The sequence below is a fragment of the Chloroherpetonaceae bacterium genome (genome assembly GCA_033763895.1).
Lineage (GTDB): Bacteria > Bacteroidota > Chlorobiia > Chlorobiales > Thermochlorobacteraceae > JANRJQ01.
In genome coordinates this window covers 578,335-604,501 of the sequence record JANRJQ010000004.1, presented here as the reverse complement: position 1 = coordinate 604,501, position 26,167 = coordinate 578,335, and the positions used below count along the sequence as shown (strand labels likewise).

General features: G+C 42.4%; 19 protein-coding genes. 12 read left to right on the top strand and 7 right to left on the bottom strand.

Annotated elements, in window-relative coordinates; translation table 11 throughout:
- Window positions 1–43: 43 nt before the first annotated feature.
- The 7 genes from SFU91_03250 to SFU91_03220 form a co-directional block, all read right to left on the bottom strand.
- Complete coding sequence (locus SFU91_03250; GenBank protein MDX2128033.1) at window positions 44–2,323, bottom strand: aconitate hydratase; 2,280 nt, start codon at window positions 2,321–2,323, stop codon at window positions 44–46.
- 140 nt (window positions 2,324–2,463) lie between these two features.
- A complete protein-coding gene (locus tag SFU91_03245) occupies window positions 2,464–5,292 on the bottom strand; it encodes a patatin-like phospholipase family protein (GenBank protein MDX2128032.1) in 2,829 nt (942 codons plus the stop codon).
- A 97-nt stretch (window positions 5,293–5,389) separates the two neighbouring features.
- Window positions 5,390–6,688 carry a trigger factor gene (tig, locus tag SFU91_03240; protein ID MDX2128031.1) on the bottom strand — a complete coding sequence of 433 codons (1,299 nt, stop codon included), beginning with the start codon at window positions 6,686–6,688 and terminating at the stop codon, window positions 5,390–5,392.
- 169 nt (window positions 6,689–6,857) lie between these two features.
- The gene (locus SFU91_03235; protein MDX2128030.1) at window positions 6,858–8,036 is read right to left on the bottom strand and encodes a hypothetical protein; all 1,179 of its coding nucleotides are present in this window, start codon (window positions 8,034–8,036) and stop codon (window positions 6,858–6,860) included.
- Between the two features lie 113 nt (window positions 8,037–8,149).
- Window positions 8,150–9,175: an NAD-dependent epimerase/dehydratase family protein gene (locus tag SFU91_03230; GenBank protein MDX2128029.1), complete on the bottom strand. Its 1,026-nt coding sequence runs from the start codon at window positions 9,173–9,175 to the stop codon at window positions 8,150–8,152.
- Between the two features lie 113 nt (window positions 9,176–9,288).
- Window positions 9,289–9,816, bottom strand: coding sequence for a biotin/lipoyl-containing protein (locus tag SFU91_03225; protein MDX2128028.1), 528 nt, complete (start codon window positions 9,814–9,816; stop codon window positions 9,289–9,291).
- Between the two features lie 29 nt (window positions 9,817–9,845).
- Window positions 9,846–10,409: an iron-sulfur cluster co-chaperone HscB C-terminal domain-containing protein gene (locus SFU91_03220; GenBank protein ID MDX2128027.1), complete on the bottom strand. Its 564-nt coding sequence runs from the start codon at window positions 10,407–10,409 to the stop codon at window positions 9,846–9,848.
- Between the two features lie 300 nt (window positions 10,410–10,709).
- Here SFU91_03220 and SFU91_03215 point away from each other — a divergent pair, with 300 nt between their 5' ends.
- The 12 genes from SFU91_03215 to SFU91_03160 all read left to right on the top strand — a co-directional run bounded on the left by SFU91_03215 (window position 10,710) and on the right by SFU91_03160 (window position 26,166).
- On the top strand, window positions 10,710–12,665 hold the full coding sequence (locus tag SFU91_03215) for a KUP/HAK/KT family potassium transporter (protein MDX2128026.1): 1,956 nt from the start codon (window positions 10,710–10,712) through the stop codon (window positions 12,663–12,665).
- A 95-nt stretch (window positions 12,666–12,760) separates the two neighbouring features.
- Window positions 12,761–12,934 (top strand): hypothetical protein, encoded by a 174-nt coding sequence (locus tag SFU91_03210; protein ID MDX2128025.1) that lies wholly within the window; start codon window positions 12,761–12,763, stop codon window positions 12,932–12,934.
- Window positions 12,935–12,943: 9 nt separating this feature from the next.
- Window positions 12,944–13,630 (top strand): hypothetical protein, encoded by a 687-nt coding sequence (locus SFU91_03205; protein MDX2128024.1) that lies wholly within the window; start codon window positions 12,944–12,946, stop codon window positions 13,628–13,630.
- Window positions 13,631–13,688: 58 nt separating this feature from the next.
- Window positions 13,689–14,474: a hypothetical protein gene (locus SFU91_03200; GenBank protein ID MDX2128023.1), complete on the top strand. Its 786-nt coding sequence runs from the start codon at window positions 13,689–13,691 to the stop codon at window positions 14,472–14,474.
- 457 nt (window positions 14,475–14,931) lie between these two features.
- Window positions 14,932–15,600, top strand: coding sequence for a thiaminase II (gene tenA / locus SFU91_03195; protein MDX2128022.1), 669 nt, complete (start codon window positions 14,932–14,934; stop codon window positions 15,598–15,600).
- Between the two features lie 18 nt (window positions 15,601–15,618).
- The gene (gene purB / locus SFU91_03190; protein MDX2128021.1) at window positions 15,619–16,926 is read left to right on the top strand and encodes an adenylosuccinate lyase; all 1,308 of its coding nucleotides are present in this window, start codon (window positions 15,619–15,621) and stop codon (window positions 16,924–16,926) included.
- 102 nt (window positions 16,927–17,028) lie between these two features.
- Window positions 17,029–17,532: an arsenate reductase ArsC gene (locus SFU91_03185; protein ID MDX2128020.1), complete on the top strand. Its 504-nt coding sequence runs from the start codon at window positions 17,029–17,031 to the stop codon at window positions 17,530–17,532.
- Between the two features lie 64 nt (window positions 17,533–17,596).
- Complete coding sequence (rlmD, locus tag SFU91_03180) at window positions 17,597–19,054, top strand: 23S rRNA (uracil(1939)-C(5))-methyltransferase RlmD (GenBank protein MDX2128019.1); 1,458 nt, start codon at window positions 17,597–17,599, stop codon at window positions 19,052–19,054.
- An 88-nt stretch (window positions 19,055–19,142) separates the two neighbouring features.
- Window positions 19,143–23,648, top strand: a complete 4,506-nt coding sequence (locus SFU91_03175; GenBank protein MDX2128018.1) for a lamin tail domain-containing protein — start codon at window positions 19,143–19,145, stop codon at window positions 23,646–23,648.
- Window positions 23,649–24,054: 406 nt separating this feature from the next.
- Window positions 24,055–24,522 carry a transcriptional regulator MraZ gene (locus tag SFU91_03170; protein ID MDX2128017.1) on the top strand — a complete coding sequence of 156 codons (468 nt, stop codon included), beginning with the start codon at window positions 24,055–24,057 and terminating at the stop codon, window positions 24,520–24,522.
- Window positions 24,523–24,563: 41 nt separating this feature from the next.
- Window positions 24,564–25,511, top strand: coding sequence for a 16S rRNA (cytosine(1402)-N(4))-methyltransferase RsmH (rsmH, locus tag SFU91_03165; protein ID MDX2128016.1), 948 nt, complete (start codon window positions 24,564–24,566; stop codon window positions 25,509–25,511).
- Window positions 25,512–25,593: 82 nt separating this feature from the next.
- Window positions 25,594–26,166, top strand: a complete 573-nt coding sequence (locus tag SFU91_03160) for a hypothetical protein (GenBank protein MDX2128015.1) — start codon at window positions 25,594–25,596, stop codon at window positions 26,164–26,166.
- The last annotated feature ends 1 nt before the right edge of the window (window position 26,167 follow it).

Sequence of the window (26,167 nt, the reverse complement as noted above, 5' to 3'; positions counted from 1 at the left end):
AAGCCGAACATAAGTCCGACCTTTTCATATAGGAAGGATAAAATTAAGCCAATTCGCCTTGCTGTTGAAGTTTGATAAGGTTCAACGCGGAGCCTGATTTAAACCACTCGATTTGATTTTCATTGTAAGTATGATTTGCCAAAATCTCGTCTGTGCTTCCATCTTGATGATGAATCACAACGGTAAGCGGAGTGCTCGGTGCAAAGCTCGTAAGCCCAACAATATCGATTACATCATCTTCTCTCACCTTGTTATAATCCTCTTTGTTTGAAAAGGTAAGTGCGAGCATGCCTTGCTTTTTCAAGTTGGTTTCATGAATGCGTGCAAAAGATTTCACCAAAATGGCACGAACACCCAGAAACCTTGGTTCCATTGCCGCATGTTCGCGTGAGGAGCCTTCACCGTAATTTTCATCTCCAACGACAATTGAGCCAATTCCCGCAGCTTTGTATGCACGCTGCACTTTGGGAACTTCGTCATATTGACCTGAAAGACTGTTTTTTACCGAGTTAATTTTATCGTTGAAAAAGTTTGTTGCACCGGTAAGCATATTGTTTGAAATATTGTCCAAATGCCCACGGAACATCAGCCATTTTCCGGCTGGGGAAATATGATCGGTGGTGCACTTGCCTTTTGCCTTAATGAGTAAACGAAGGCCTTTCAAATCTGTCCCTTCCCAAGCAGAAAAGGAAGCTAAAAGTTGAAGTCGGGTTGAGCTTGGTTCTACCCGAATCGCAATGGACTCACCATTTTGCGAAGGCGCTTGAAAACCGGCGTCTTTGACATCAAAACCTTGAGGTGGAAGCTCATCACCGGTTGGCGCGTCAAGCATGACCTGTTCACCCTTTTCGTTGATGAGTGAATCGGTGAGGGGATTGAATCCCAAATCGCCGGCGATGGCAAGGGCTGTTACAAGTTCCGGTGAGCCCACAAAGGCATAGGTATTAGGATTACCGTCTTGCCGCGCTTGAAAATTTCGATTAAAGGAGTGGACGATGGTATTTTTCTCTTTCTTTTCAGCCCCCATTCTTGACCACATTCCGATGCACGGGCCACAGGCATTGGCAAAAACTTTTGCGCCAATTTTATCAAACACATCCAAAAATCCGTCGCGCTCAATGGTATAACGAATCTGCTCCGAACCCGGGGTAATGGTAAACTCAGCTTTTGTCTTTAAGTTTTTGGCAACCACTTGTTTGGCAAGAGAAGCTGCGCGTGAAATATCTTCATACGATGAATTGGTGCAAGAGCCAATCAATCCGACTTCAACTTTCATTGGCCAACCGTTTTTCGCGGCTTCTTCTTTAAGTTTAGAAATTGGTGTGGCTATGTCTGGGGAGAAAGGACCATTCAGGTGTGGTTCTAATTCTGAGAGATTGATTTCAATGACTTGATCGAAATACTTTTCGGGCGATTCATACACCTCACGGTCGCCGGTTAAGTGCTCGGCGACGGAATCGGCAAGTGCTGCAACGGCTTCGCGGCCGGTTGCACGAAGATAGCGAGACATCGAGGCGTCGTAACCAAAGGTTGAAGTTGTAGCACCGACTTCTGCGCCCATATTGCAGATTGTGCCTTTGCCGGTACATGAAAGCGCGATTGCGCCGTCTCCGAAGTACTCAATGATTGCACCGGTTCCTCCTTTAACGGTAAGAATACCGGCAACTTTAAGAATGACATCTTTTGCAGATGCCCAACCATTTAATTTCCCCGTCAGCTTCACACCAATCAGTTTTGGGAATTTCAATTCCCAAGGAAGGCCGGCCATCACGTCGCACGCATCGGCTCCGCCAACGCCAATCGCAACCATTCCAAGCCCGCCTGCATTGACAGTATGGGAATCGGTACCAATCATCATGCCTCCGGGAAAAGCATAATTTTCAAGAACAATTTGGTGAATAATCCCTGCGCCCGGTTTCCAAAAACCGATGCCATATTTATTCGAGACAGAGGCAAGAAAATCATAAACTTCTTTGCTTTCATCGTTCGCATTTTTAAGATCATCTCCGGCGCCGACTTTGGCCGTGATGAGGTGATCGCAATGAACGGTAGATGGCACTGCCACTGTACTTCGACCTGCTTGCATGAATTGAAGAAGTGCCATTTGTGCAGTTGCGTCCTGCATCGCAACACGATCAGGGTTGAAATCGACATAATCCTTACCTCGCTGAAAGTTCTTTGCTGGAGTGGCGGCATCAAGATGGCTATAGAGTATTTTTTCGGTTAGGGAGAGCGGTCGGCCAAGAAGTTTACGAGCCGCTGAAATGCGTTCAGGCAAGCGTTGATAAACAGCTTGTATCATCTCGAGGTCAAATAAAGCCATAATGAGTTACTCCTTTTGCGGAAGCATTTCCGCGTTTTGGTTTTAAGAAATTTCGAATGAGTTCAACCTTTAGGTTTTCTAAATTACAAAATCTTTATTGCCTGCAAATGTGCGATTTTAGTAAGCATAGTGCAATTCGATTAAAATTCGTAACCGATTGCTGCATAATAAACACTTGGGGCAAAGCGAATGAAAGATTCTTCTCCGATTTGAACCAAACGAAATGGCCTGCCAACACCCACGCGGGCCTCGCCAATTGGCGTACGAAGTGTAAGAACGGCACCAACACCGTGAATCATTTCTTGAAATCGGATTGAGCTAAATTGCTCCCAAGCATTTCCAAAATTATAATGAATACCAATAAGTGTAGGGACAACAAATTGAATTGGGAGCAGCGCTTGAACTTCCGTGCCGGCCACCATAATTTGACGACCTCGATAGTCATCCATTCTCAAACCATAAAACGTGCTGCTATAAGCTGAGCCGAAACCGCCGATGCTAAATTGCTTTGCCAAAGGTGTTCGATCGTCACTGATTGCAAAATCAAAACGAACTCTACCATACAGCCAATCATTGAAAGCAGTATTGAATTCGTGTGCAAAGTAAAGCCTTGAGAATTCAATGTCATTACCCAAGAATGGTGGCGTGTAATCGTAAAAGACTTCAGTATAACTGCCCGTGGTTGCGCCAACGGGCATATTGCGGGTGTCAATGGTAAGCTCTGCCTTAAAACTTAAAAATCGATTCGATTCCAAAATCGGCGGTAAAGATTGCAAAACTTGAGGCGCGGTAAAAAGCTGTCGCGAATTTGCTTTTTCAAAAAATGCTTGAAGTGAAAATGCACCGGCACTTCCAAATTGCCAACCGACACCCGTGCTAATCCCGTAGTTTTCAAAAAAGTATTCCCCCAATTGCACCCGTTCCTGATCAAATTCGGTTGAATTAAATTTCACTTGGGTAGAAAAAACATTACGTCTTTCAAAAAATAAACTTGAGTAAAAATCGATATAAGTATTCCATAAACGAGAAGCGCGAATCTCGGCTTGGGCAGAAGCATTTCGGGTACCGAGAGTAAAAGAACCTCCAATTTCTGTGGTTGTTCCTAAAAAGCTTTCATTTCTGAAATCCAAATAAATTTGACTGGCGTAAAGGTCATCGATTCGAAACCCAACGCGTAATAACTCGGTCAATCGTTCCTCAAGCGAAATTACCAATTTTGTTTTTTTACCATTTCCTAAAGAGTCTTCTTCGGCTTGTAACGAAGCAGAAACCCGATCAAAAATTCCAAGGTTTGTCAGTCGGTCAATCGTGCCTCGTAACGTTTCGGTTTCAAAATGTTCATCCGGTACGATTTGAAATTCACGCAAGATCACGTCGTCTTTAGTCCAACCTCGATCCTTTTTCAAAACAATTTGAGAGATCTTTTCTTCTGAAAGTTCAATGTAAAGCGTATCATCTTTTAATGTCTTTGCGCTCAGTTTTAATAAATTATTTCGTTTTAATGAACGATAGGCTTTCTGGGCTTTATCAAGAATATCAGCGATTTCTTCACCTTTGTAATGGCGGGAGAAGATTGGCGTAAAAAGCGAGTTTAGGGAATCCGTAACCTCACTGCGAAGATTGAACTGAACGGAGTTAAATATTGGAAGTGAGTTAAGTTTTACGGTTAACCGTTTATTCAAAGAATCGCGCACAAGCGATACGTTCTGAAAAAAGCGGGTATCAAGTAATGAAGAAATTAGAGATGTTGTGGTAAGGGAAGCGGTTGCCAATTGTCGAAACAACTCTTGTTGTTCTTTTGAAAAGGTGGAAATGCCTTGAAAAGTAATTTCATATCCTGAAATCGGAAAGTTTGAAATATGAAAATTTGAAGGAGCCCCTTTTCGAATTTCCTGTGAGATTGAATCGATAAAAGCAAGTCCGCAGCGATAACCAATATCAATCAATGGTTTGATGCGGGAGAAATCGGAGCTGCTTATTGAATCTAATGGTGGAGAAATGACACGAGAGGCTTTGGCTAATTGTTGTGCATTTTGCTTTTGCATAAGTATTGATATGACTTGGTCGGCGGCTTTCCAAGGTGCATCAATTTCATTGGGGCGGTAAAGGTCACTCATGACATCAACGGCAATGGTGTAATCTGCACCGAGTAGTTCCGCTGTTTCAACATCCACATTTGCAACTAAACCGCCATCTACCAGTTCACTGCCGTTTCGCACAATGGGTTTATGAATAATTGGTACGGTTGAACTTGCTCGAGCGGCTTCAGATAACGAGCCATCTCGAAGCACAACTTTTTTTCCTGTTCCTAAATCAGTGGCGATGGCGCGAAATGGAACTTTGAGAGAATCAAATCCTTGTTTACCGACAATATGAGGTGCATTCAAAAGCAATAAGTCCATTTCTGTTGTTAGTGGTTGGCTTGCACTTATCGATTTTGGAATTATCAACCGAAGCCCATCAAATTGAAGTGTGAGAATCGCTCGGTCAAAGGTTCTTTTTTGTTCGAGAAATAAGTCTTGTCTTCGTCTTGCAGAACTGAGTGAGGTAAGTTTTGGCCAATTGAGAGTATCAGCAATTTGTTCAAGTTCAATTGCAGTATAGCCGCCGGCATAAAGTGCCCCAACTAACCCACCGATACTTGTTCCAACCAAGTAATCAATTGGAATATGATGTTCCTCAAAGGCTTTTAGAATTCCAATATGTGCTAAGCCTCGTGCGCCACCGCCTGAAAGAACCAAACCAATTTTTTTGAATCGTCCGGTTTTGTATTGGAAAAATTCTGGTAATGTTCGGTTCTCAAAAATGAACGATTGGGAAGAAATGGTTTGAAGGGTTGATGAATCGGTTCCTATAACCGGTTGAGCGAAGGATGAACAAATAATACAAAAATGAGAACTAGAAAGGATAACAAAAGCAATACCTAATTTGAATATTAACGAGTGGCGAAAGATGTGCCTCAAAGTCATTCATTACGGTTTGGTGAGCAAAACATCAATCACAAATGTAGGAGAAAAAAAACAAAAAGAGCCGAGAAACTCGGCCCTTTTATGAACAACAAATGAATTAAGCTTCGACTGCATCTTCGGGCTTGAATTCGCGAACTTCCTCTTTGATTTTCATTTTTGATTTCAAGTGGTCATACACTTTGGTGCGCATGATTCGGTCAATCACGACATTTAGCATTTCTTCTGACTGATAATTTTTCATCATTGCCTCGGTATCGATGCCGTACTTTTTGGCATCTTCAGCGGCGAGGGCTTGAATATCGGCTTCTTCAAGTTTTATCCCGGCGGTTTCAATGATTTTTGTCCTTATCAACATCCATTTTGCCTGCATCTCTGCGCTTGGGCGGGTTTCGCGTCGGAATGCATCAATGTTAAAATTCGGAGGAAATTTTCCGCCTAATCGATATTTCGCATTCTCAACAAATGAATCTGAAAATGAAGCAACGAGCGATTGCGGCAGTTCAACCGTGTTTTCCTTTACAAATTTTTGAGCGATATCTTCCCTTAATGCCTCTTCGGCTTGAGCTTCATAAAATTGTTCCAGTTGTTTATGAATATCCGTCTTTAGTGCGTCGGCACTTTCGAATTGCCCGTTGGTGATCTCTTTGGCTAAGTCATCGGTAAGTTCGGGAAAATCTTGTCGTTTTACTTCTTTAATGGTCACACGAATTTTAGCAAGTTCTTTTGCGCCATTCTTATCGGCAAGTTCTAAATCCACCACACGTTCATCATTTGGAATCACGCCAAGAAGTGATTTACGAAGTGGCGACTCCGGCGACATTGCTTTCAAGTTAAATTCCTGATTTTCAAATCGGCCGCCGATAATGGGCATCCCACCGTTATCCAGTTTTTGAGCATCAGCCACAATCATGTTTTCTTCTGTAGCCGGCTTATCTTCATTTACCCAAACCGCATGCTCTCGAAGCAAACTTTTAATTTCATTTTGAACCGAGCTATCGGTTACTGTGTATTTCGGGCGAATAAACTCATAATCTTCATAAGGCTTTAAATCAAAATCCGGTTGAACTTCATACTGAACAAATACTTGAAGCGTCAGATCGCCCTTAAATTCAAAATGACGAATTCGTGCCCGGCCGACCATTTTGATTTTAAGAGACTCGGCAAGCTCTGAGAATTTTTTTTGGGTAATGGTTTCAACGGTATCGGATTCAATTTCTTTCCCCATCGTTTTGCGGATTAAATCCATCGGGACTTTTCCGCGGCGAAATCCTTTAAATTGTACCGCCGATTGGGCTTCTTTGTACCGATTGTTCAATTCGGTTTGGTAATCATCGTGCTCAAACGTGAGCGTCATTTCTTGTTCTGTTGCACTAAGAACTTTTATATCGTGTGTCAAGGCAGTTAGTATTGTGTTTGAAAAGTAACCCGAAACTTTCGGGGCTTTTACGGATTAAAAAAACAAGTTGTAAAGATAAAAAAACAGGCGCACTTGCTGCGCCTGTTTTTATTGAAACGTTTTAAGCTTGTTAAATCGGTTCTTTTAATGAATGACAATACCAGAACGATTAAATTTTAATTCCGGCCTTTTGCAAGCGTTCAATCGCCGCTTTAACATCGCCGGCTTTTGAAGGATCATTTTTAGCAGTTTCTACAAACTTTTTATAGTAATTATTGGCCTCACCGGTTTTCTCCATTCGGTCATGAACAACGGCCAAATTTTGGTAAGTATCGGCGCTATTGGGGTTGAATGTTAGAATTTCTTTCCATTGTCCAATTCCATCTTGAACTTTCCCTTTATTGACCAAAAGCATACCGAAATTGGAGCGAAGCATTTCACTCTTCGGATTTTTTTCGATAGCGGTTTTATAAACTTCAATGGCTTTTGCATCCATCCCCTTTACGCCTTTCTCGCCGGCTTCGTCACATACTGTGGCTAAGCGTGAATAGCTTTCCGGATTTTCTCCATCAACTTGAATGGCTTTTTCATAAGCCTCGACAATCGCTAAATAATCAGGCGTATCTTTACCAGCCATCCCGCGAATCGCTTGTTCGGTGTAAAATGCTGCTGAGTAAACAGTTTGGCGACCTTCATTGGTACGGGCATCTTTGGCTGCTTCTTGAGCAATCTTAAATTGATCGATGGCTTCTGCGAATTTCTTTTGGCCAATCAAATTATACCCAAATGCAAGAGCCGCTTCAGGATATTTAGATGGATAAAAATTTCTGAAAAATGGGTCGGAAGCATATTTCAATGCTTTTTCGTATTGCTTTAAGTTTTTATAAGTGGTGTATAGTTGAAGAACAAAACCGTTGTATTGATTTTTCAACGAATCGCGGACAGCAGTATCAGGATATTTATCGACGCCATAAGGAGGTGGATTGGTGGAAACTACTAATCCAAAGCCTTTTTCAAAATTAGCCAAGGCTTCTTCCAAATATCCGAATCCTTGGAGCACAATCCCATAATTCCAGTACGCGTTAATATTGGTTGAGTCAAGTACAACAGCTTCATCAAAGTGCTTAAGACCTTTTTCTTTAAGCGCTTCGGCTTGGGCGAGAAGGGTTTTGGCTTTTCCTTCATCAGCGTTTTCTGCTTGCTGGGTTAAGTTTTGGGCTTCGACAATCTCAAGAGTTGCCGATTGCACAAGTGCGTTTGAGCGCTCGGTTGGCGTTCCGCAGGAATAAGCGAAAAAGGCCGTGCAAAGCGCAATCGCCATAAAAAGGGAATTTCTATTGTCTTTCATAAGTGAAGTTGATTACTGATTAAGATTAAAAATTCAAATATGGATATGAAATCTAAAATCTGTTCTAAATGTGGCGTAAGTTACAAAAAGTTTATCAACAGCCATTTGAATGCCTAAAGCAAGTTTTTCTGCGGCGACCTTAAGCTTAAAATCTTAGAAATGGTTTCTTGAAATGGGGGATAGGAAAGAGCGAGGTCGGTTTTTGATTTCGAATGATCATAAAACAACGATTTCTCAGAAAGTGACATTGTGTCGAAGGTAATGAAAGGCTTTTTTACGCCAAGCAAAGCAACGGCATCCATTAAAAGGCCGGCGAATCTCCCCGTTATTTCAGGAATCGGCAACGAGACAGCACGCCTGCCGGCAGTAGCATAAACCAAATCAAACAGGTTTTGATAAGAAAGATTTTCTGCTATGATAACATGCTTTGTCCCCGTGTGGCTCACTTGAAGCGCGGCCAATGCCGCTTTGCAAACTTCTTGAAGACCCACTACACCAACCCCGCCGGTTGGGAAGTAAGGAATTTTCCCTCTTCCTATTTGTCGAATGAGTTGTGTGGCAGAATTCTGATGCCTCACTTCATCACCAAAAATGACACCGGGGTTTATCATTACGGCATTGAGACCCTCTGAGACACCGCGTAAAATTTCAAATTCAGCAAAATACTTTGAAATCATATACCCAATCCGCCGCTGCCAATCCTGAAAGGGTGTTCGTTCATCAGAAAGACTGCCGTCGCCAAAACTGCCAATGGCTGCCGTGGAACTAATATGAAGAAATCGCTTTACGCCGCCTATAAGTGAGGCATCCACTAAATTTCGCGTGCCCACCACATTTGTTTGGTAAAGCGCTCGGTAATCCCTTTGTGCAAATGAAACCAATGCACCACTATGAATAACAATATCAATCCCTTTTAGGGCTTGGTAAAGCGAACTGATATTGTTTAAATCGCCAAAAACTGGTTCATAACGCTCCTCCCCGATATGCTTAAATCGCGCGAGAGCAGATGTATTTCGAACCAGAACACGAATGGGAGAGCGTGGCGTTAGGTTTTTTTCGAAAAACGAAAAAAGAGCGCCTCCAAGAAAACCGGAAGCGCCAGTAATGAGAAGTTTATGTTCAGGCTCAACCTTAAACAAAAAAGCCTCCTCCACTTATTTTCAAAGCAAGAAAAAAAGGTGAATCGAACAAAAGGGTTTTTAGAAAGGACCAGTTTACCCTAAAAAACCTCCTGCTCAGCTTAAAAAATAGTTTATTCAATTTTCATTAAAGCTTGATTCTTTTCAACGGCTTGCTTTTCCTTAACATTAATTTCTTTGACAACGCCGGCCGTAGGCGATTTGATATCATTTTGCATTTTCATTGCTTCCAAAATAGCAACATTTTGCCCTTGTGTAACGGTGTCACCTACCGAAACATTAATTTTTATGACCAATCCCGGCATTGGCGATTTAATGACACCGCTTGATTTTTTTGCCGATGATTTCACGCCCATCGATTCAAGTAAAAGCTGCTTTTCGTCGGAGAGTTCCACGAAAAATTTTCTTCCGTCTGCGAGTTTTACCTCTGCACCTTCGGGGGTAGAGATGACTTCTGCGCGAAAATTTTTCCCTCCGATATTGAGCATCACATAATCGCTGTTCTTATGGGTTTTTGAAAGTTTCGAAAGAATAACGGGGGTTTCAATTCCTGATATCACAAGACTTGCCGAACCGTTTTCCGGCATCGTGTCACCTTTTAGTTCGAGTGTTTCTGTACCGATTTTTGCTCTGTATGTCATCGATTTACGCCTCCTTTAACAAGGTTGGTTTAGAATTCCGATGGATTCAATGTTGAATCAATCGTTTGAATTAAAGATTTCAGAAAGTTTTTTTTGAGCATTAGGCTGCGAATAGCCTTGAGTAAATTTTCGCGTGCATCTTCAGAATTGGTTTGATCGAAGGATTCGCCAAGAGCGTAAATCTCAGCGTTCAATTCCTTTTGTTCTTCTTGAAGTGAGTGAAGAGATGCTTCAAGCGAATGGCGGAGCAAGTCAGACGGGGTGGATTGAAATTCGCTCAAGGTTTCACGAATGTCCATCAGGCGAATGAGCAATTCTGGAGGCGTTTTCTTTTTTTCAACCTCAGGCAATTCGCCAAGTTTTGAATTGACCAGATACCAAACGCGTTTATCAAAATCTTTTAAGGTCAAAAAAGCTTGATTAAGTCTGGCGGTTGCTGAAAGACTGGCTTCTTGCTCGCTAAGATGTGACGTTTGATGAAAGTCGGGGTGAATCTCTTTGGAGAGCGCATAAAAGCGTTTCTGAAGATCTTTGGTATCAAGATGAATTTTTTCAGAAAGCCCGAAAAGCGAAAAAAAATCAATTGGAGTCATAAAAATCCTAAGTAATCGCCGTGAATCATAGTTACTGAAATAGAAAATCGGCGAAGAATCAAAAGTACGGCAGAAGAAGAAGAAAACATAGAGAATAAAAATTGCTTGATTCAAGGCAAAATGGGTGAAATCAAAAACACAAGTGAAATCTTTGGTCTTGATGTATATTTAGCAGTATTTCGTTAGCCGTTTGGCCAAGTGCGAAGCGGACGCGGCTTAAAGCCAAGCGTTGAGGCTTGAAGCGGATGAGCATTTTTTCTGGGTCGCCGCGACTCCCGGTTTAATTAATCATTCAAACGAGTGAGTTCTTCATTTAATCACTCAAAAGCTACGGCTGCAGGCGTTTTGATGACGCTTGGTATCATTTTCGGAGATATTGGCACCTCGCCCCTCTATGTTATGAGAGCCATCATTGGCGATGCACCAATTGATGAAGATTTAGTTCTTGGAGGAATTTCTTGTGTGTTTTGGACACTGACCATCCAAACAACCCTTAAATATATCATCCTAACGCTACAAGCAGATAACAACGGTGAAGGTGGAATTTTTTCTCTCTACGCCTTGATTCGCCGGCGCGGGAATTGGCTTGTGATTCCAACGATTATCGGCGCAGCAATGCTTTTGGCAGACGGAATTATTACACCGCCGATTTCCATTTCATCTGCCATTGAAGGGTTGCATGAAGTAAACCCAAATATTCCAACACTCACAATTATCATTACCATTTTGGTATGCATTTTTCTTTTTCAACAATTTGGAACATCACTTGTTGGAAAATCTTTTGGCCCAATGATGGTGGTTTGGTTCAGCATGATGGCGATATTGGGATTTATTCATATCGTTCAAAATCCTATTGTCCTTCGCGCATTTAGCCCGCATTACGCCATTCAATTGCTTGTTCAACATCCCGGAGGATTTTGGCTTTTGGGAGCCGTCTTTCTTTGCACAACGGGGGCTGAGGCACTTTATAGCGATTTAGGGCATTGCGGAAGAAGCAACATCCAAGTTGCGTGGATATTTGTTAAGACCGCCTTGCTTTTAAATTATTTTGGTCAAGGCGCGTGGCTTTTAAAGCACTCCGGTGAAACACTTGGAAGAAGAAATCCTTTTTATGAGTTGATGCCGGAGTGGTTTTTGATTGTAGGAATCATTATCGCTTCTATTGCCGCAATTATTGCAAGTCAAGCCTTGATTTCAGGATCATTTACGCTTATAAGTGAAGCAATTGGACTAAACATTTGGCCTCGCGTCGAAATTCATCATCCGTCTGAATCGAAAGGTCAGCACTATATTCCAAGCGTGAATTGGTTTTTGCTGATTGGATGTATCTCTGTTCAACTCTACTTCCGCGAGTCATCGAATATGGAAGGGGCGTATGGATTTGCCATCACGATGACAATGCTCATGACCACCACGCTTTTAATTTTCTATTTGCGCTATGTTCGAAAGGCGCAGAAGTGGCTCATTTTTATTTTCCTCACGGTGTTTCTTACAGTTGAAGGAAGCTTTTTTATTGCCAATATCATTAAGCTGAAAACCGGATGGGCGCCGCTTTTATTTGCTGTGTTTACTTTAGGCATCATGCTAATTTGGCAAGGCTCAAAGAAATTGCTCAGTCGATTTACAGTATTTGTCGATTTAGAACCGTTTCTCAAAACGCTTGAAAACCTCAGCCAAGCTGAAAAAATTCCAAAGTTTGCGACTCACTTAATTTACCTAACGAAGTCTGAAAACCCCCTGATGATTGAGCATAAAATTATCCCGAGTATTTTCGGTAAAAAGCCGAAACGGGCAGACATTTATTGGTTTGTGCATTTGGAGCGTACCGACGCGCCCTATACAATGGAGTATTCGGTTCAAGAACTTGTCAACGATAAAATCATTCGCGTTGATTTTCGAATTGGCTTTAAGGTGCAGTTGCGACTCAATCTTTTCTTTAAGCAAGTGATGCAAGAAATGATGCGCACCAAAGAGATCCCCCCCGAATTACCTTCTGAGAGCCGATATAATTTGGAATCTGATTTTCGATTTGTGGTTTCTGAGAAGTTTCTTTCCATTGAAAACGACTTGCCTTTCAAAGAAAACTTTCTTCTCAAAAATTATTTTGCGTTAAAAAAATGGTCGCTCTCGGTTGAGCGTGCTTTTGGCCTTGATGAGAATGATGTTACGGTTGAGAAGTTTCCGTTGGTTGTTGTCCCTGCAACCGATGTGATGCTCACTCGGATTGAACAAACTGCCGTAGAAAAGGCAAAATGATTCGTTTTAACTTACGGTTCTTTGGTGTAGATTGCGAGTAGCCTGTAAGGCTTTGAAGTTTGAAAATGCCCTTTAAGATGAACCTAAACTGCTAAATGCCGCTAACGAAAGATTTAATTATTTTAATGCTGATTGCCTCAACAACTTTTTTTATCATCGGGTTTGTTGTGTGGCAGTTTTTTTCTTTTCGGCGGAAAACACTCCAAAAGAACGAGATGCTTCGAGAGCTTTTCAAAGACCTTTCTGATAACGATTATAGACTAAACTGAAATTATCACATGCTTCATCATTTGGTTGCCGAGCCCCTCAAAAAAGAAACAACTTCAAAATCAAAACCCCCGTTACTACTTTTGCTTCACGGATATGGAAGCAATGAAGAAGATTTATTTGGGATGCTCCAAAGTTTTGATGAGCGATTTTTAGTGATGAGCCTGCGCGCACCATTTGAAATTGAACAAGGGTCATATTTTTGGTTTCCTTACAAGATTTTATCGGACGGCGGTATTCAATTTGATGAAAAAGCCGCATTGCATAGCGGGAATAAAGTTCTTGGGATGATTGACTTTGCAATCGAGAAATATGGCATTGATCCAGACCGTGTTTTTGCAATGGGATTTAGTCAGGGCGCGAGTCTCTCTTTAGGGGCAATGCTGATGTCGCCGAAGCACTTTATGGGAATTATTGCGATGAGTGGCGGCGGTTTGCGCCCTTCAATGATTCCAAGTGAGAAAAATGAAAGTTACAATCACTTGCGAGTGATGCTCACGCACGGCATTTTTGATACCCTGCTTCCGATTCATCACGGCCGCCAAAGCGAAAAGGAACTTCGCCGCTTGCCGCTTGACCTCACCTACCGCGAATATTCAATGGGGCACGAAGTTTCTTCCGAAAGCCTTGCCGATATCACTCAATGGATGTCCCACAGCCTGAACCTTGCGCCAAGAGAAGGGGTGCGAGTGGTGTAATAACCAATTAACCCTTTACTTGAAAGTGATGACCCAAGATTAAGTTGTTTTTGAAAAAATGAATGCAATTTCTCGAGATAAGGAATTATTTAACTGTATTTACACACTTTCATTTGAAAATGAAAGAAAATTATCAATTGTTTCAACTTCTTTTCTATTAACTTTTGAATCACCCAAAGAATATTTACTTGTTACTACTGCTCATACTGTTGATGACTTAGAAAACTGTAAATGGGGAGTCGATAATGGCTTTGGAAAGATATCTACCTTTTACAAAACTAAAAGACCTGCTTTAGGGAGAGATTATGATCGTGCTGATTTAGCATTTGCTTTGATGGATGAAAAAACAAAAATTTTTTTTGAAAATAACAACTTTCGATTTATTTCATCATTTGATATTGGGGAAATTAATGACCACGAATATTTAGGCTATTACACTATTTCTGGCTTTCCGGGTTCTCAAAATAAAAATTTAAATTTTCGTACTAATTACCACTCTTGGCACTTTAAACATGACGTCAATAATGAATTTATTGAATTAAACCAAAAATTTTATAACAGTCACCATTTTGAAAATTTCTATCTTCCCTACAACCTGAAAGTGGCTACTGAAACAGGTAAAAGTGCAGTATTGCCAAAATTTGAAGGGATGAGTGGAAGTCCGATTTGGGGTTGGTTTAAGAAAGGTGATAAAATAATTCCAAAATGGATTGGAATGCTTATAAGTTATCTTCCAAAAGAAAAATATTTTTTTGCTACAAGTTCGGGAAAGACTTTATTTATTTTGAATGACTATTTAAATTTTAACGACAATTATTCTATTCAAAGGAAACAAATACTATGATATTGATATTTCAATTAAATAATAAATTAGAAGCTTTAATAAAATATAAAATTGCCATATTGTTTTTTAAGTAGTTCTAAGAAACTAATTCTTGAAAAAGCGATTATTCGAGAGAAATTTGAAATAACAATTAAAAGAGACCTAAGCAATTGAGTGTCTCAATGTCTGCTTTGAAAGAAGTAACATAGTATTGAAGTGATTTTTTTCGATTGCCAGTATCAGCTTGAAATTGGTCTGTTATTTTTCATGTTGAAAAAGAGCTATTGCCATTTCAAAAATCACATCTACTTTCTTCAGTTTTGAGTCCAATAACACTTAATCGGGTATAGTAGTTATCATACAATTTTCATATTCAATAAAATAAATTAACACTTGGTACACGAAAGGGAAGTCATTTTCTATTCCGTATCTTCACCCCAAAATTTCTGTATCTAATTCAAAAGTTTAGCCATAACCAATGCGTTTCACTGATTCCCTTTGGACATCTATTGATACCATCTACCACGAAATTCTACGCCACCCGTTCAATCAAGAGCTTTTAGACGGAACCTTGCCTCAGGAAAAATTCCAATTCTATATGAAGCAAGACGCGCTCTACCTCACCGATTTCGCCAAAGCCCTTGCGCTCATTGCTGCCCGCTCCGATTCTGCTGAGCAGATTGTGGACTTTGTTCGCTTCTCTGAAGGTGCCATTGTGGCCGAGCGCGGGTTGCACGAGTTTTATTTTGATCTCTACCAAACCAAGCTTGATGTGACATACGCCCCGGCGTGCTTTATGTACACCAATTATATGCTCGCTTCCGCCGCAACTCGCCCAATCGAAGTGGCCGCAGCGGCTCTTTTGCCGTGCTTTTGGATTTACCGCGAAGTGGGCAATGTGCTCTACAAGCAAGTATCAACGCAGGCGAGCTATGATGAGCACCCGTACAAAAAATGGATTGATATGTATTCCGGCGAGGAATACGGCGCGGTGGTCGAAAAGATGCTCGCCATTACCGAGCGAATGGCAACCGAAACCACAGATGAAATTAGAACCAAAATGAAGGAAGCCTTTGTGAATTCTTCACGCTTGGAGTGGCTCTTTTGGGAGAGCGCGTATCACTTAGAAACTTGGAAACCACAGTAAAAACCGCAACACTTTTTTATGATTGAACGCTATTCTCCGCCCGATATGGCGGCACTTTGGAGCGAAGAAGCCAAGATGAACCGTTGGCTTGAGATTGAACTTGCTGCTGTGGAAGCTCGGGTGCAATTGGGAGAAGTTCCAAAAAAAGATTTTGACGAAATTAAGAGGAAGGCAAAGTTTGAAGTATCTCGTGCGTTAGAAATCGAGAAAACGACTAAACACGATGTAATTGCTTTTCTCACCAATGTGGCGGAATATGTTGGCCCCGCTTCGCGGCATATTCATCAAGGCATGACCTCAAGCGATGTGCTCGATACCGCCCTTTCAATGCAAATGCGCGATGCCGGAAAGTTACTCTTGGTGGATATCGAAGCACTTTTGAAAGTTCTTACCAAGCGTGCAAAAGAATTCAAATACACGCTTCAAATTGGGCGAACGCACGGAATCCACGCCGAGCCGATTACCTTTGGATTGAAGTTGCTGCTTTGGTACGAAGAAATGAAGCGAAACAAAGAACGCTTGAAACGCGCAATTGAGATAATCTCAATTGGGAAGCTTTCGGGCGCTGTGGGAACATTTGAGCATCTTTCGCCAAAAGTGGAAGCCTTTGTGTGCAAAAAATTGGGGCTCAAGCCGGCGCCAATTGCCACGCAAGTCATTCAGCGCGATCGGCATGCGGAGTATCTTTGCACTTTGGCGGTTGTGGCCGCCTCGATCGAAAAGTTTTCGGTTGAGCTTCGCCACTTGCAGCGAACAGAGGTTCGGGAAACAGAGGAATATTTTTCGCCGGGACAGAAGGGAAGTTCAGCGATGCCACATAAGCGAAACCCGATTACCTTCGAGCGGCTAACCGGCCTTGCCCGAATTATTCGCACCAACGCTCACGCAGGTTTAGAAAATGTGGCTCTATGGCATGAGCGTGATATTTCGCATTCTTCCGTGGAGCGCGTTATCATCCCCGATTCAACCATTTCACTTTGCTACATACTGAGAACCTTTACGGCCTCGCTCGAGAAATTGGTGGTTTACCCCGAACGGATGAAGGAAAATTTTGATTCGTCATACGGGCTGATGTATTCGCAAACCTTACTACTTGCATTAACGAAAAAAGGACTCACGCGTGAAGCTGCGTATGCCTTGGTTCAGCGTAATGCAATGAAAAGCTGGGGCGAAAAAATTGCGCTTGAAACTTTGGTGGTCGGAGATGAAGAGATAACCAAACATCTCAATGGAAAGGAATTAAGAGCTGTTTTTTCTTCGGATGCACTGCTTAAGAAAATCAAGGGAAATGTGGATATACTCTTTCGCCGCTGTGGGGTGAAATAAGTACGGGGTTTTTTTCTAATAAGAGATTAACAAAGGCACCTTGTTTTTTGAAAGAAACCTAATAAATTTAGGTGAATTGTTCATTAATCATATTATTCGAAATTGGAAACCCAAACTGAAAATTCAACCGCTCTTGAAACTGCTGTTAAACAAAGAAGTTTGTTATTTATTTGCACAGCCAATGCCATTCGAAGTCAGATGGCAGAAGGTTTTTTGAAGGCGCGTTCTAAAGATTTTATCGTTTATAGCGCGGGGTCTTCCCCGGTTCCTTTTATCGACCGGCATGCGGTTCAAGTGATGAAAGAAATTGGGATTGATATCACAGAGCATTACACCAATAGCATTGATGATTATCGGAATGTTCCACTTGACATTGCGATTACTCTCTGCGGAAATGCATATGAAGTGTGCCCGGTTTGGCTTTACTCAAGTTCAACGATTCTCAATGCCCATTGGGGATTTAAGGACGCTGCGGGAAGAAATATTGAGGCGTATCGAAAATTAAGAGATGAATTGGATCATCATATTACAAAGTTTTTAGCGGGTTACAGCCCTTCGATGACCAACGACGAATTAAAAGTGCTGCTTCGAAAATTGATGCGATGAGCATTCAAATAAGAATCCCCTATCCCACGATTCACACCAATCTGATTCACACCAACTGAACTCAATGAGCGACGAAAAAGCACAACCAAACCCTTACAAAAAAGGCGATCGAGTGATAGTAACCCTTTCGGATGTCGCTGAGGGCGATAAGCTTTTTGCCCGAATGCCTGATGGCATATCGGCATTTCTTTCACGGCGGGTATCGGATGCGCCGCTTGCGATAGGCGATGAAGTGGAAGCTGAGATTATTAAGATTAAAAAAAGTTATCTCGAGCTTTTTTTTCAGCGGCTTATAAAGCCATCGGAGTTACGAAGCGACCCAAAGTGTGAGCACTTTGGGGCCTGTGGCGGTTGTAAGTGGCAACATGTGAAGTATGATGAGCAAGTGAAGTTGAAGGAGAAAAAGGTTCGTGATGCGCTTATTCACATCGGCGGTTTCGAAACGCCGCCCTTTGAAGAGCCTATTTCTGCACCGTTGATATTTGGGTATCGAAATAAAATTGAGTTTTCGTTTTGTGATAAACGCTTCACACTTCCCAATGAAATTGAGGAAGGGCGAAAGTCGCTCGACTTTGCGTTGGGCTTTCATGCGCCGGAGAGGTATGATAAGGTGATTGATATCAATCGTTGTGAAATTGCAAGCGACGACATGTCTCGTGTACTTGAAATCGTAAAAAGCTATGCGATGAACTCGGGGTTAAAGCCATACTCAACAAAAGACCACACCGGATTTTGGCGGCACTTGGCAATGCGGAAGGCATTTCATACCGGAGAAGTAATGGTGAATTTGGTGACTTCTGAGTATTTGCCCGAAGTTTTAGAACCCCTTGCAAAATTGCTTGTTCAATCGCTCGGTCAAAATCTTGCTTCGGTGGTTTGCAATGTAACAACTGCAAAAAGCAATGTTTCTTTTGGCGAATCGGAATATCTGCTTCACGGCAAGCCGTTTATTACCGAAAAACTTGGCAATTACCACTTTCGAATTTCAGCCAATTCATTTTTTCAGACCAACACCTTGGGTGCAGAATTGCTTTACGGCGTGGCAGAGGAATTCGCTGAAATTAGTGGGCGTGAAACTGTTTTTGATTTTTACTCAGGAACCGGCTCGATTTCAATTTTCATTTCTGCTCGGTGCAAAAAGGTGATTGGTGTTGAACTGATTGAAAGCAGTGTCAATGATGCCAAAGCCAATGCCGAGCGAAACGGAGTGAGCAATGCTGAATTCTTCCGATGGGATATGAAGGATGTTCGCGATGTGTTGAAAACCATTCAAATCACACCCGATGTCATCATAACCGACCCGCCGCGCGCGGGGATGCATCCGAATGCGGTGAAATCGATGATTGAATTGGGATCGCAGAGAATTGTGTATGTGAGTTGCAATCCGTCAAGCCTTGCGCGTGACGGAAAGCTTTTGGCGGAAAGCGGGTATAAGCTCGAAAAAGTCCGAGCGGTTGATCTTTTTCCGCATACCAACCACATTGAGAGTGTGGCGCTTTTTCGAAAATCAAATGAGAATTGAAAGACGAAAAGGTTAACATTTGGTAACGCGGTAGTTCGTAGTTTTCGGGACATAAAAAAAGCACCGCGATTTTCACAAACTCTGAAAAATGGCTTCGAATATTCCGAATAAAAAAACAGTCGCCTCTCGCTCTTCCAAGTTGTTTATTTCACTCACAATGGCACTGCTATTTTGGGTTATCCCGTCGCAACCCCTCTTAAGTCAAGGAATTCCGGATTCGCTTCTCATTTTAACCGAGGTCATGCCCGATCCGGTAACGGGAGCAAGTACGACGGCTCACGAGTATGTTGAAATTTTTAATTTGAGTTTTTCGGATTCGGTATCGCTTACTGGATGGCGACTTCGCGGCGGACTTTCAGGTACAGCAAGAACTTTAACGGATACGCTTGGTAATTCAGTCAAAATCCCGCCTCGCCGCTTCGCGCTCATTGTGCCATTTTCTTATACCACCACATCGCCTCGTTTTTATGATGCTTTGGTACCATCTGGAACTTTATTTATTCGTGCTTCCGGAACATCGAACACATCGCTTGATCTCTCAAATTCAGGTTCAGGAACATTGGCAAGATTGATTTCTCCCTCAAACGATACGGTTCAAAACTACTTTTATGGCAATTCAACAAAAGGGTTTGCTTTTGAGAAAATTAATCTCACACGCATTAATGATGCTTCAAATTGGCAACGGGGATTGCAACAAGGCGGGACGCCGGGAGCCTTCAATTCAGTTTCGCCAAGAGAGAATGATTTAACAATCACATCACTATCAGCTTTCCCATCAGTTTCAATCACTCAAGGAGATAGTGTGCGTTTGGATGCACGGGTTCGGAATTTAGGAACAGCAGCTTCTGCCGGATTTTTATACGAAATTTATGAAGACCGCGATTCCAATGCGACGCTTGTTTCGAATGAAAGACTTTTTTCTCAAACGAATTCTTCCACACTTAATTCAGGAGATTCTCTCTTATTCTCAAATTGGGTTCGATTGTCGGTGAGTGGACTACGGCGATTTGTTACCATCGTTACTCAATCGGGCGATGAAGTTCGCACCAACGATACCGCTAAAATTAACATCACCGTTTTACAGTCCGCCGGGCTTGATACTGCTTTGATTTTTACTGAAGTGATGGCAGACCCTCCCTCGGGAAACACCACCGCCAATGAATTTGTGGAAGTGTTTAACACAAGCTCAACTGATTCGCTCAATCTCACTTTATATCGTTTTCGGGCAGGGACGAATTCAACGGTTACGATTTCTGATACAAGCGATGGGCGTGTGTGGCTACGGCCACGCTCTTATGCACTGATTGTGCCAAGCACGTACCAAGCCAACGAGCGGATTTATAATGCATTGCTCCCTTCGGGAACATTGGTTGTAAGATCATCGGGCGGTTTAAGCCTTACCAATGGCGGAACAACCATTCGTTTGATTACAAGCACCAATGATACAATTCAGACCTACACTTATGGTTCTCAAACCAAAGGATTCTCTCAAGAAAAAAAAGAGCTTACCCGCGAAAACACTTCGGTCAATTGGGCGAGAGCGTTGGTGAGCGGAGGTTCTCCGGGTGTGATCAATACCAATACCCCAAAGGAAAAGGATCTCACTATTTCCACTTTTCAGCCCAGCGGAAGTTCGGTGCGCTTAGGAACAACGGTTGTGTTAAGAACCGTGATTAAAAACTTGGGAACTCAAACGGCCACAGGCTATCGGTTAGAAATTTTTGAAGATGCGGATTCAAACAATGTGGTATCTCAACCCGAGCGCTTCTTCAGTCAAACATTTGCTTCGACAGACATCGCTCCTGCCGATTCCTTCAATGTGACGGGAATTGAACTCTTAGCCAATAAAGGTGGGCTTCGACGACTGGTCGCAGCTGTTTCTTTCTTAGGCGATGAATCACGCACAAACGATACGGCACGCGCTCAATTTAATACCTTTGTTCCGAATGATGCCGATACAAACATCATTTTATCAGAAGTGATGCCCGACCCACCGGCCGATGCGAATTCAACGGCGCATGAATTTATTGAGGTATATAATTCGTCGGCTACTGATACGATTGATTTTTCCGGGTGGCGGCTTCGTGTTGGCACAGGCTCGGTAATTTCCTTAGCCGATACCGGAGACGGCAGAACACGGCTCGCGCCGCGAAGTTATGCCTTGATTGTGCCTTCTTCGTATCTCAGCACTTTCCCACGATTTTACAATAGCAAGGTGCCAAGTGGGGTTTTGGTTCTCGGCGCCTCAGCGTCGCTCAGTCTGACTAATGGCGGAACGACTATTCGATTGATTACATCGATTGGCGATACCATTCAAACCTATTCTTACTCCGGAAATTTGACAAAAGGCTTTTCACTTGAAAAGGTGCTGCTCACACGCGAAAACACGCTCCAAAACTGGGGAAGAGCTGGGATTTCAGGCGGAACGCCCGGTTCGGTGAATACCATTACCCCAAAAGCATTTGATATTGGAATCAATTCCCTTACTGTTTTTCCATCAACCAATATTCGAACGGGTACGCAAGGAACATTGCGCGCTAATGTTCGGAATTACGGACAGCAAGCCGCAACGAGCGTTCGGGTGGAAGTCTATGACGACCGTGATTCTAATGAAGTTGCTGCTTTAAGTGAGCTTCTCGATACGCGTACACTTTCCTCGAATTTGGCTTCCCTTGATTCGCTCAATCTCGATTTTTCGTTTTCAACTTCAATTCCGGGGCTCAAGCGATTTATTGTTGCAGCAACGCTCAGCGCTGACGAAGCGCGGCTTAATGATACCCTGAAAACCACGGCGCTCGTCTTTGAGCCGAACTTTGTCGATACCAATCTTATCATATCGGAGGTGATGTATGACCCGCCGGCAGAATCGAACAGCACCACCTTTGATGAATATCTTGAAGTCTATAACCGAAGTGAAACTGACACACTGAATCTTCGCAATTGGCGAATTGGCGGTTCAGTAAATTTAGTCATCACCGATTCGCTCGGCAGCAACGCCAATGTTTTGATTGGACCAAAACAATTTGCGCTCATCTTTGCACCCAATTATTTTACTTCGCCACAGTTTTATAAAGACATTATTCCTGCAAACGCTGTGCTGGCAAGGTCTTCCGGTTCGCTAAATTTTTCGAACGATGGAGATTCGATTTCCATCATTACGGCTCAAGGTGAATTGATTGCACATATGGCATATGTGGGTGATTCAAAACAGAAGGGAAAGTCGCTTGAAAAAATTATGATGACACGCAATGATTCACCTTCAAATTATATTCCTTCATTAACACTGCGAGGTTCGCCCGGCAGAGAAAACACCGTAACGCCAAAGCCATTTGATCTTGCCCTGCGTTTTGCTGTGCGATTCAGCACGCCACCGGGAGCGAACATCAATATCGGTTATACCATCATCAATCGCGGCTTAAATGCCTTTGGGGCAGGCGCAACCGTGAAAGTATATGAAGATTTGAATTCCAACACACTTGTTGAGCCTGAAGAGGAAATTTCTTCTGCTTCGTTCACTTTGTCTTCGAACCTGATACCCAATGATTCTACGGTTCGTTCCTTCACTGCTCAAGCCGCGCAGCGGAATTCACGGCGATTTATCATCATACTTACCGCTACTGGTGATAACGACCTTTTGAATAACCGCGCTGAAACCTTGCTACTCACAGGTACACCGAGAAACGCCATTGTGGTAAATGAAATTTTATATCAACCGATTCAAAGCTCGACCGATTTCAAACAAGACCAACCCGACTATGTTGAACTTTTTAACAGAAGCGATAGCACCATCGATCTCCGTGGATGGTATTTAACCAATTTACCCAATGAACGCGGGGAATTTGAGAAGTATGAATTTGCAACCGATTCACTTGCGAACTATGCATTAAAGCCCGGTGATTATGCGGTTATTTCTCCAGATCGGTTACTTCTCCGTGATTCAACGCGTTTAGTGCTTTTCTATTCTTATCTAAAGAGCGACTCTACTGCAAAACTTTTTTTCATCACTTCACGAAGTACCTTCTCCAATTCAACGACCGGTGGACTTGTACAGCTTGTGGATAACACCGATGGCATTATCGATTCCGTTCGTTACTCACCCGAGTGGCATAATTCATTTTATTCCTCAACCTCGGGAATTGCGCTTGAACGAATCAATCCTCATCTTGGCTCAAATGATTCAAGAAATTGGACAAGTTCCTCTAACCGCGAATTTGGCGGTACGCCTGCTCGCCGCAATGCGGCTTTTGCGGAAACAATTACAATTGAAACTCAAGGGAAAATTGAGGTAAAACCAAATCCATTTTCTCCCGATGGCGATGGACGAGAGGACAATGCAGTCATTTCTTATAAACTTCCTGATAATGTCAATCGAATTCGAATAAAGATATATGATGTTCGTGGAAGGCTTGTAAGAACGCTTGCCAATTCAGAGCCAACGGCCTCAGAGGGAAGTATTATCTGGGATGGCTTTGGAGAAAATCGCGAGCGGTTGCGAATGGGCATCTATATCATCTTTTTAGAAGCACTCGGTGCCAATTCCGCCGTGGTGACCTCTCTCAAAAAAGCGGTGGTTGTGGCAAGGCCGCTGAATTGATTTACTTAATAAAGAATCCTTCAAATTCTTTCAAGGTTTTTCACTGATTCATTTCCTCACGATCTCACTCATACCTTCATTAATCGAGCTCATCAAGAGTATCTCCGATTTTTCAGAAGAAAAATTTCATTAAGAATTTCTTTCTCATTTCATCAAGATTTGAGAATTCGCGCAACTGATTTTAATGATTTTTGCGCGAAGCCACAGAGTAAAAAATTTTTTTAAGTAAAGTGGGATTTTTGTTGGCAAAACTCAAATATTTTTTGCTATTTTGGGAGAAAGCGGGAGTAAGTGGTGTGAAGTGGTAGAAAATGGTTTGTGAGATTTTGAACAATCGGATGATAATCTTAAGAACGACACTGAGGTCTCCCTAGAAATTTTCACTGTCTTAAAAGAAGAAAAGCGTATGTCAGGTTTTGTGGGCAAATCCATACACTCTTTGGATGACAAAGGGCGATTGGTGATTCCTTCAAAATTCGCAAAGAAAATTGCGGCTGACACGGCGTCGCTTTTTGTGATGAAAACACCGGAAGGTGCTCTTGACCTTTATGAACCCAAAGCTTGGGAAGAAAAAGAAAGAGCCTTAGCCAAACTTGATGACTTAAAAAGCGAGGAGCGACTGCTAAAGACGCTTCTCTATCAAAGCCTCGAAGAGGCGGAACTTTCTCGCACGGCGGTGAAAGATTCGGTAACTCACCGAATTGTCATCACCAAAGATTTACAAGAGCACTTGGGGGTCAGTAAGGATGCCAATGAGGTTGTGCTTGTTGGGGGAGGAAACAAGTTTAGTATCTGGAAGCCGGAAAAATTGCAACGGGCGGTGAGTGAAAATCAAGAGATGTTGGAAACCTTGACATCTCGCCACTTACAATAACCCCAAGCGTCACCGGTCGAAAATCCTTATTCAACGGGCAAATGACCTATCATATTCCGGCATTGCTGAATGAGTGCCTTGAAGGTCTGGTAACGAGACCCGGCATTTATATCGATGGAACATTGGGCGGGGGCGGTCACACGGAAGGAATTTTACAAAAGCTTGAAAACAACGCGTGGCTTTCAGATTCAAAAATTTTTGGGATTGATCAAGACTGTGACGCCATTGCCTTTGCCACCCAAAGACTTAAGCGATACTTACCGTTCTTTGAAAGCATTGAAACAAATTTTTCAGAGTTGCAAGTTGCCTTGCCGAAAGATGCGATTGAAACGGGTGTGCAAGGAATCCTTTTAGATCTTGGCGTTTCGTTTTATCAATTTGATCGTGGAGAAAGGGGATTTTCATTTCGAAGCGATCACCAACTCGACATGCGGATGTCTGTGGGCTCTGAAAATCGGGCAAGTGATATCATTGCAACCTACAGCGAAAAGGAACTTGCTGAGATTTTTTGGCGATACGGCGAAGAACCAAAATCACGGCAGATTGCAAAACGGATTTTAGAAGCAAGAAGGATTGCGCCAATCGAAACGACAGGCGCTCTGGCTGGAATCGTGAAGTCATTTTATCCGGAGTATAAACCGGCTGAGCAAACCAAAGCGATGGCAAGAGTATTTCAAGCCTTGCGAATAGAAGTGAACGATGAGCTTGAAGCACTGCAAAAAACCTTAAAGGAATCAATTGCACTCTTAAAGCCGGGAGGAAGAATTGGCGTCATCAGTTACCACTCGCTTGAAGATCGGATTGTGAAAAACTTCATGAAAGATTTAAGTACGGATGATTGGGGTGAAAAAAGATTGCCGATTCGAGAGCCGATTCGAAAAGCAAGCTTAAAACTTATCACAAAAAAGCCCTTGGTTCCAAGTGATGAGGAAATCGCGCGCAATTCAAGATCAAGAAGTGCAAAGCTGAGAATTGCAGAAAAAATTTGAATGTGGATAAGGAAATCGCGTTGCCTTATCAATTGAATTGAGAATTCAAAGAGATTTTGATGAGAACGAAAAAGAGATAAAGATGACAAAAGAAGAATCGAAAATATTCGGAAGCTACTCGCCAAAGGTCTCTTACACAGAGGCGTTAAGCACCATCGAGCGCTCAGTTGAAGAGTGCATGAAGGTTCGTGGAAAAGAATTAAGTGATGAGGCAATCCCTGAAAGTGAAATCCAAAAGACCGTTTTTCAGGAAAGTTTTGTCACAAAAAATAGAATTTCAGAATCGGTAAATAGCCGCATTTCAAAAGAACCGAATGAGCTCGAGCGAAACAGCGAAAAGCCGGTGGCTCAAAAAAGGATGAGTCAAAGAGCTCAAGAGAGAATTGAATCTGTGCTTACACTTCAAACATTTGTCATTGTGATTTTCTCTGCCATTTGTATTGGGCTCTATATCTACAATGTTATTTCAATCAATCGGCTTTCGGGAGAGTCTGAAGAATTAAAAGAAAATTTAGAAAAAGCAAAAAGTCTGAATGTAGAGCTTGAAAGCAAGATTAAGCAAGCAGAGCGGGGTGAGCGAATTATGTCGGAAGCCTATCAAAAGTTAGGATTGCGATACAATATCAATCCTCCGGTTGTCATTTCAAGGGAGTAAA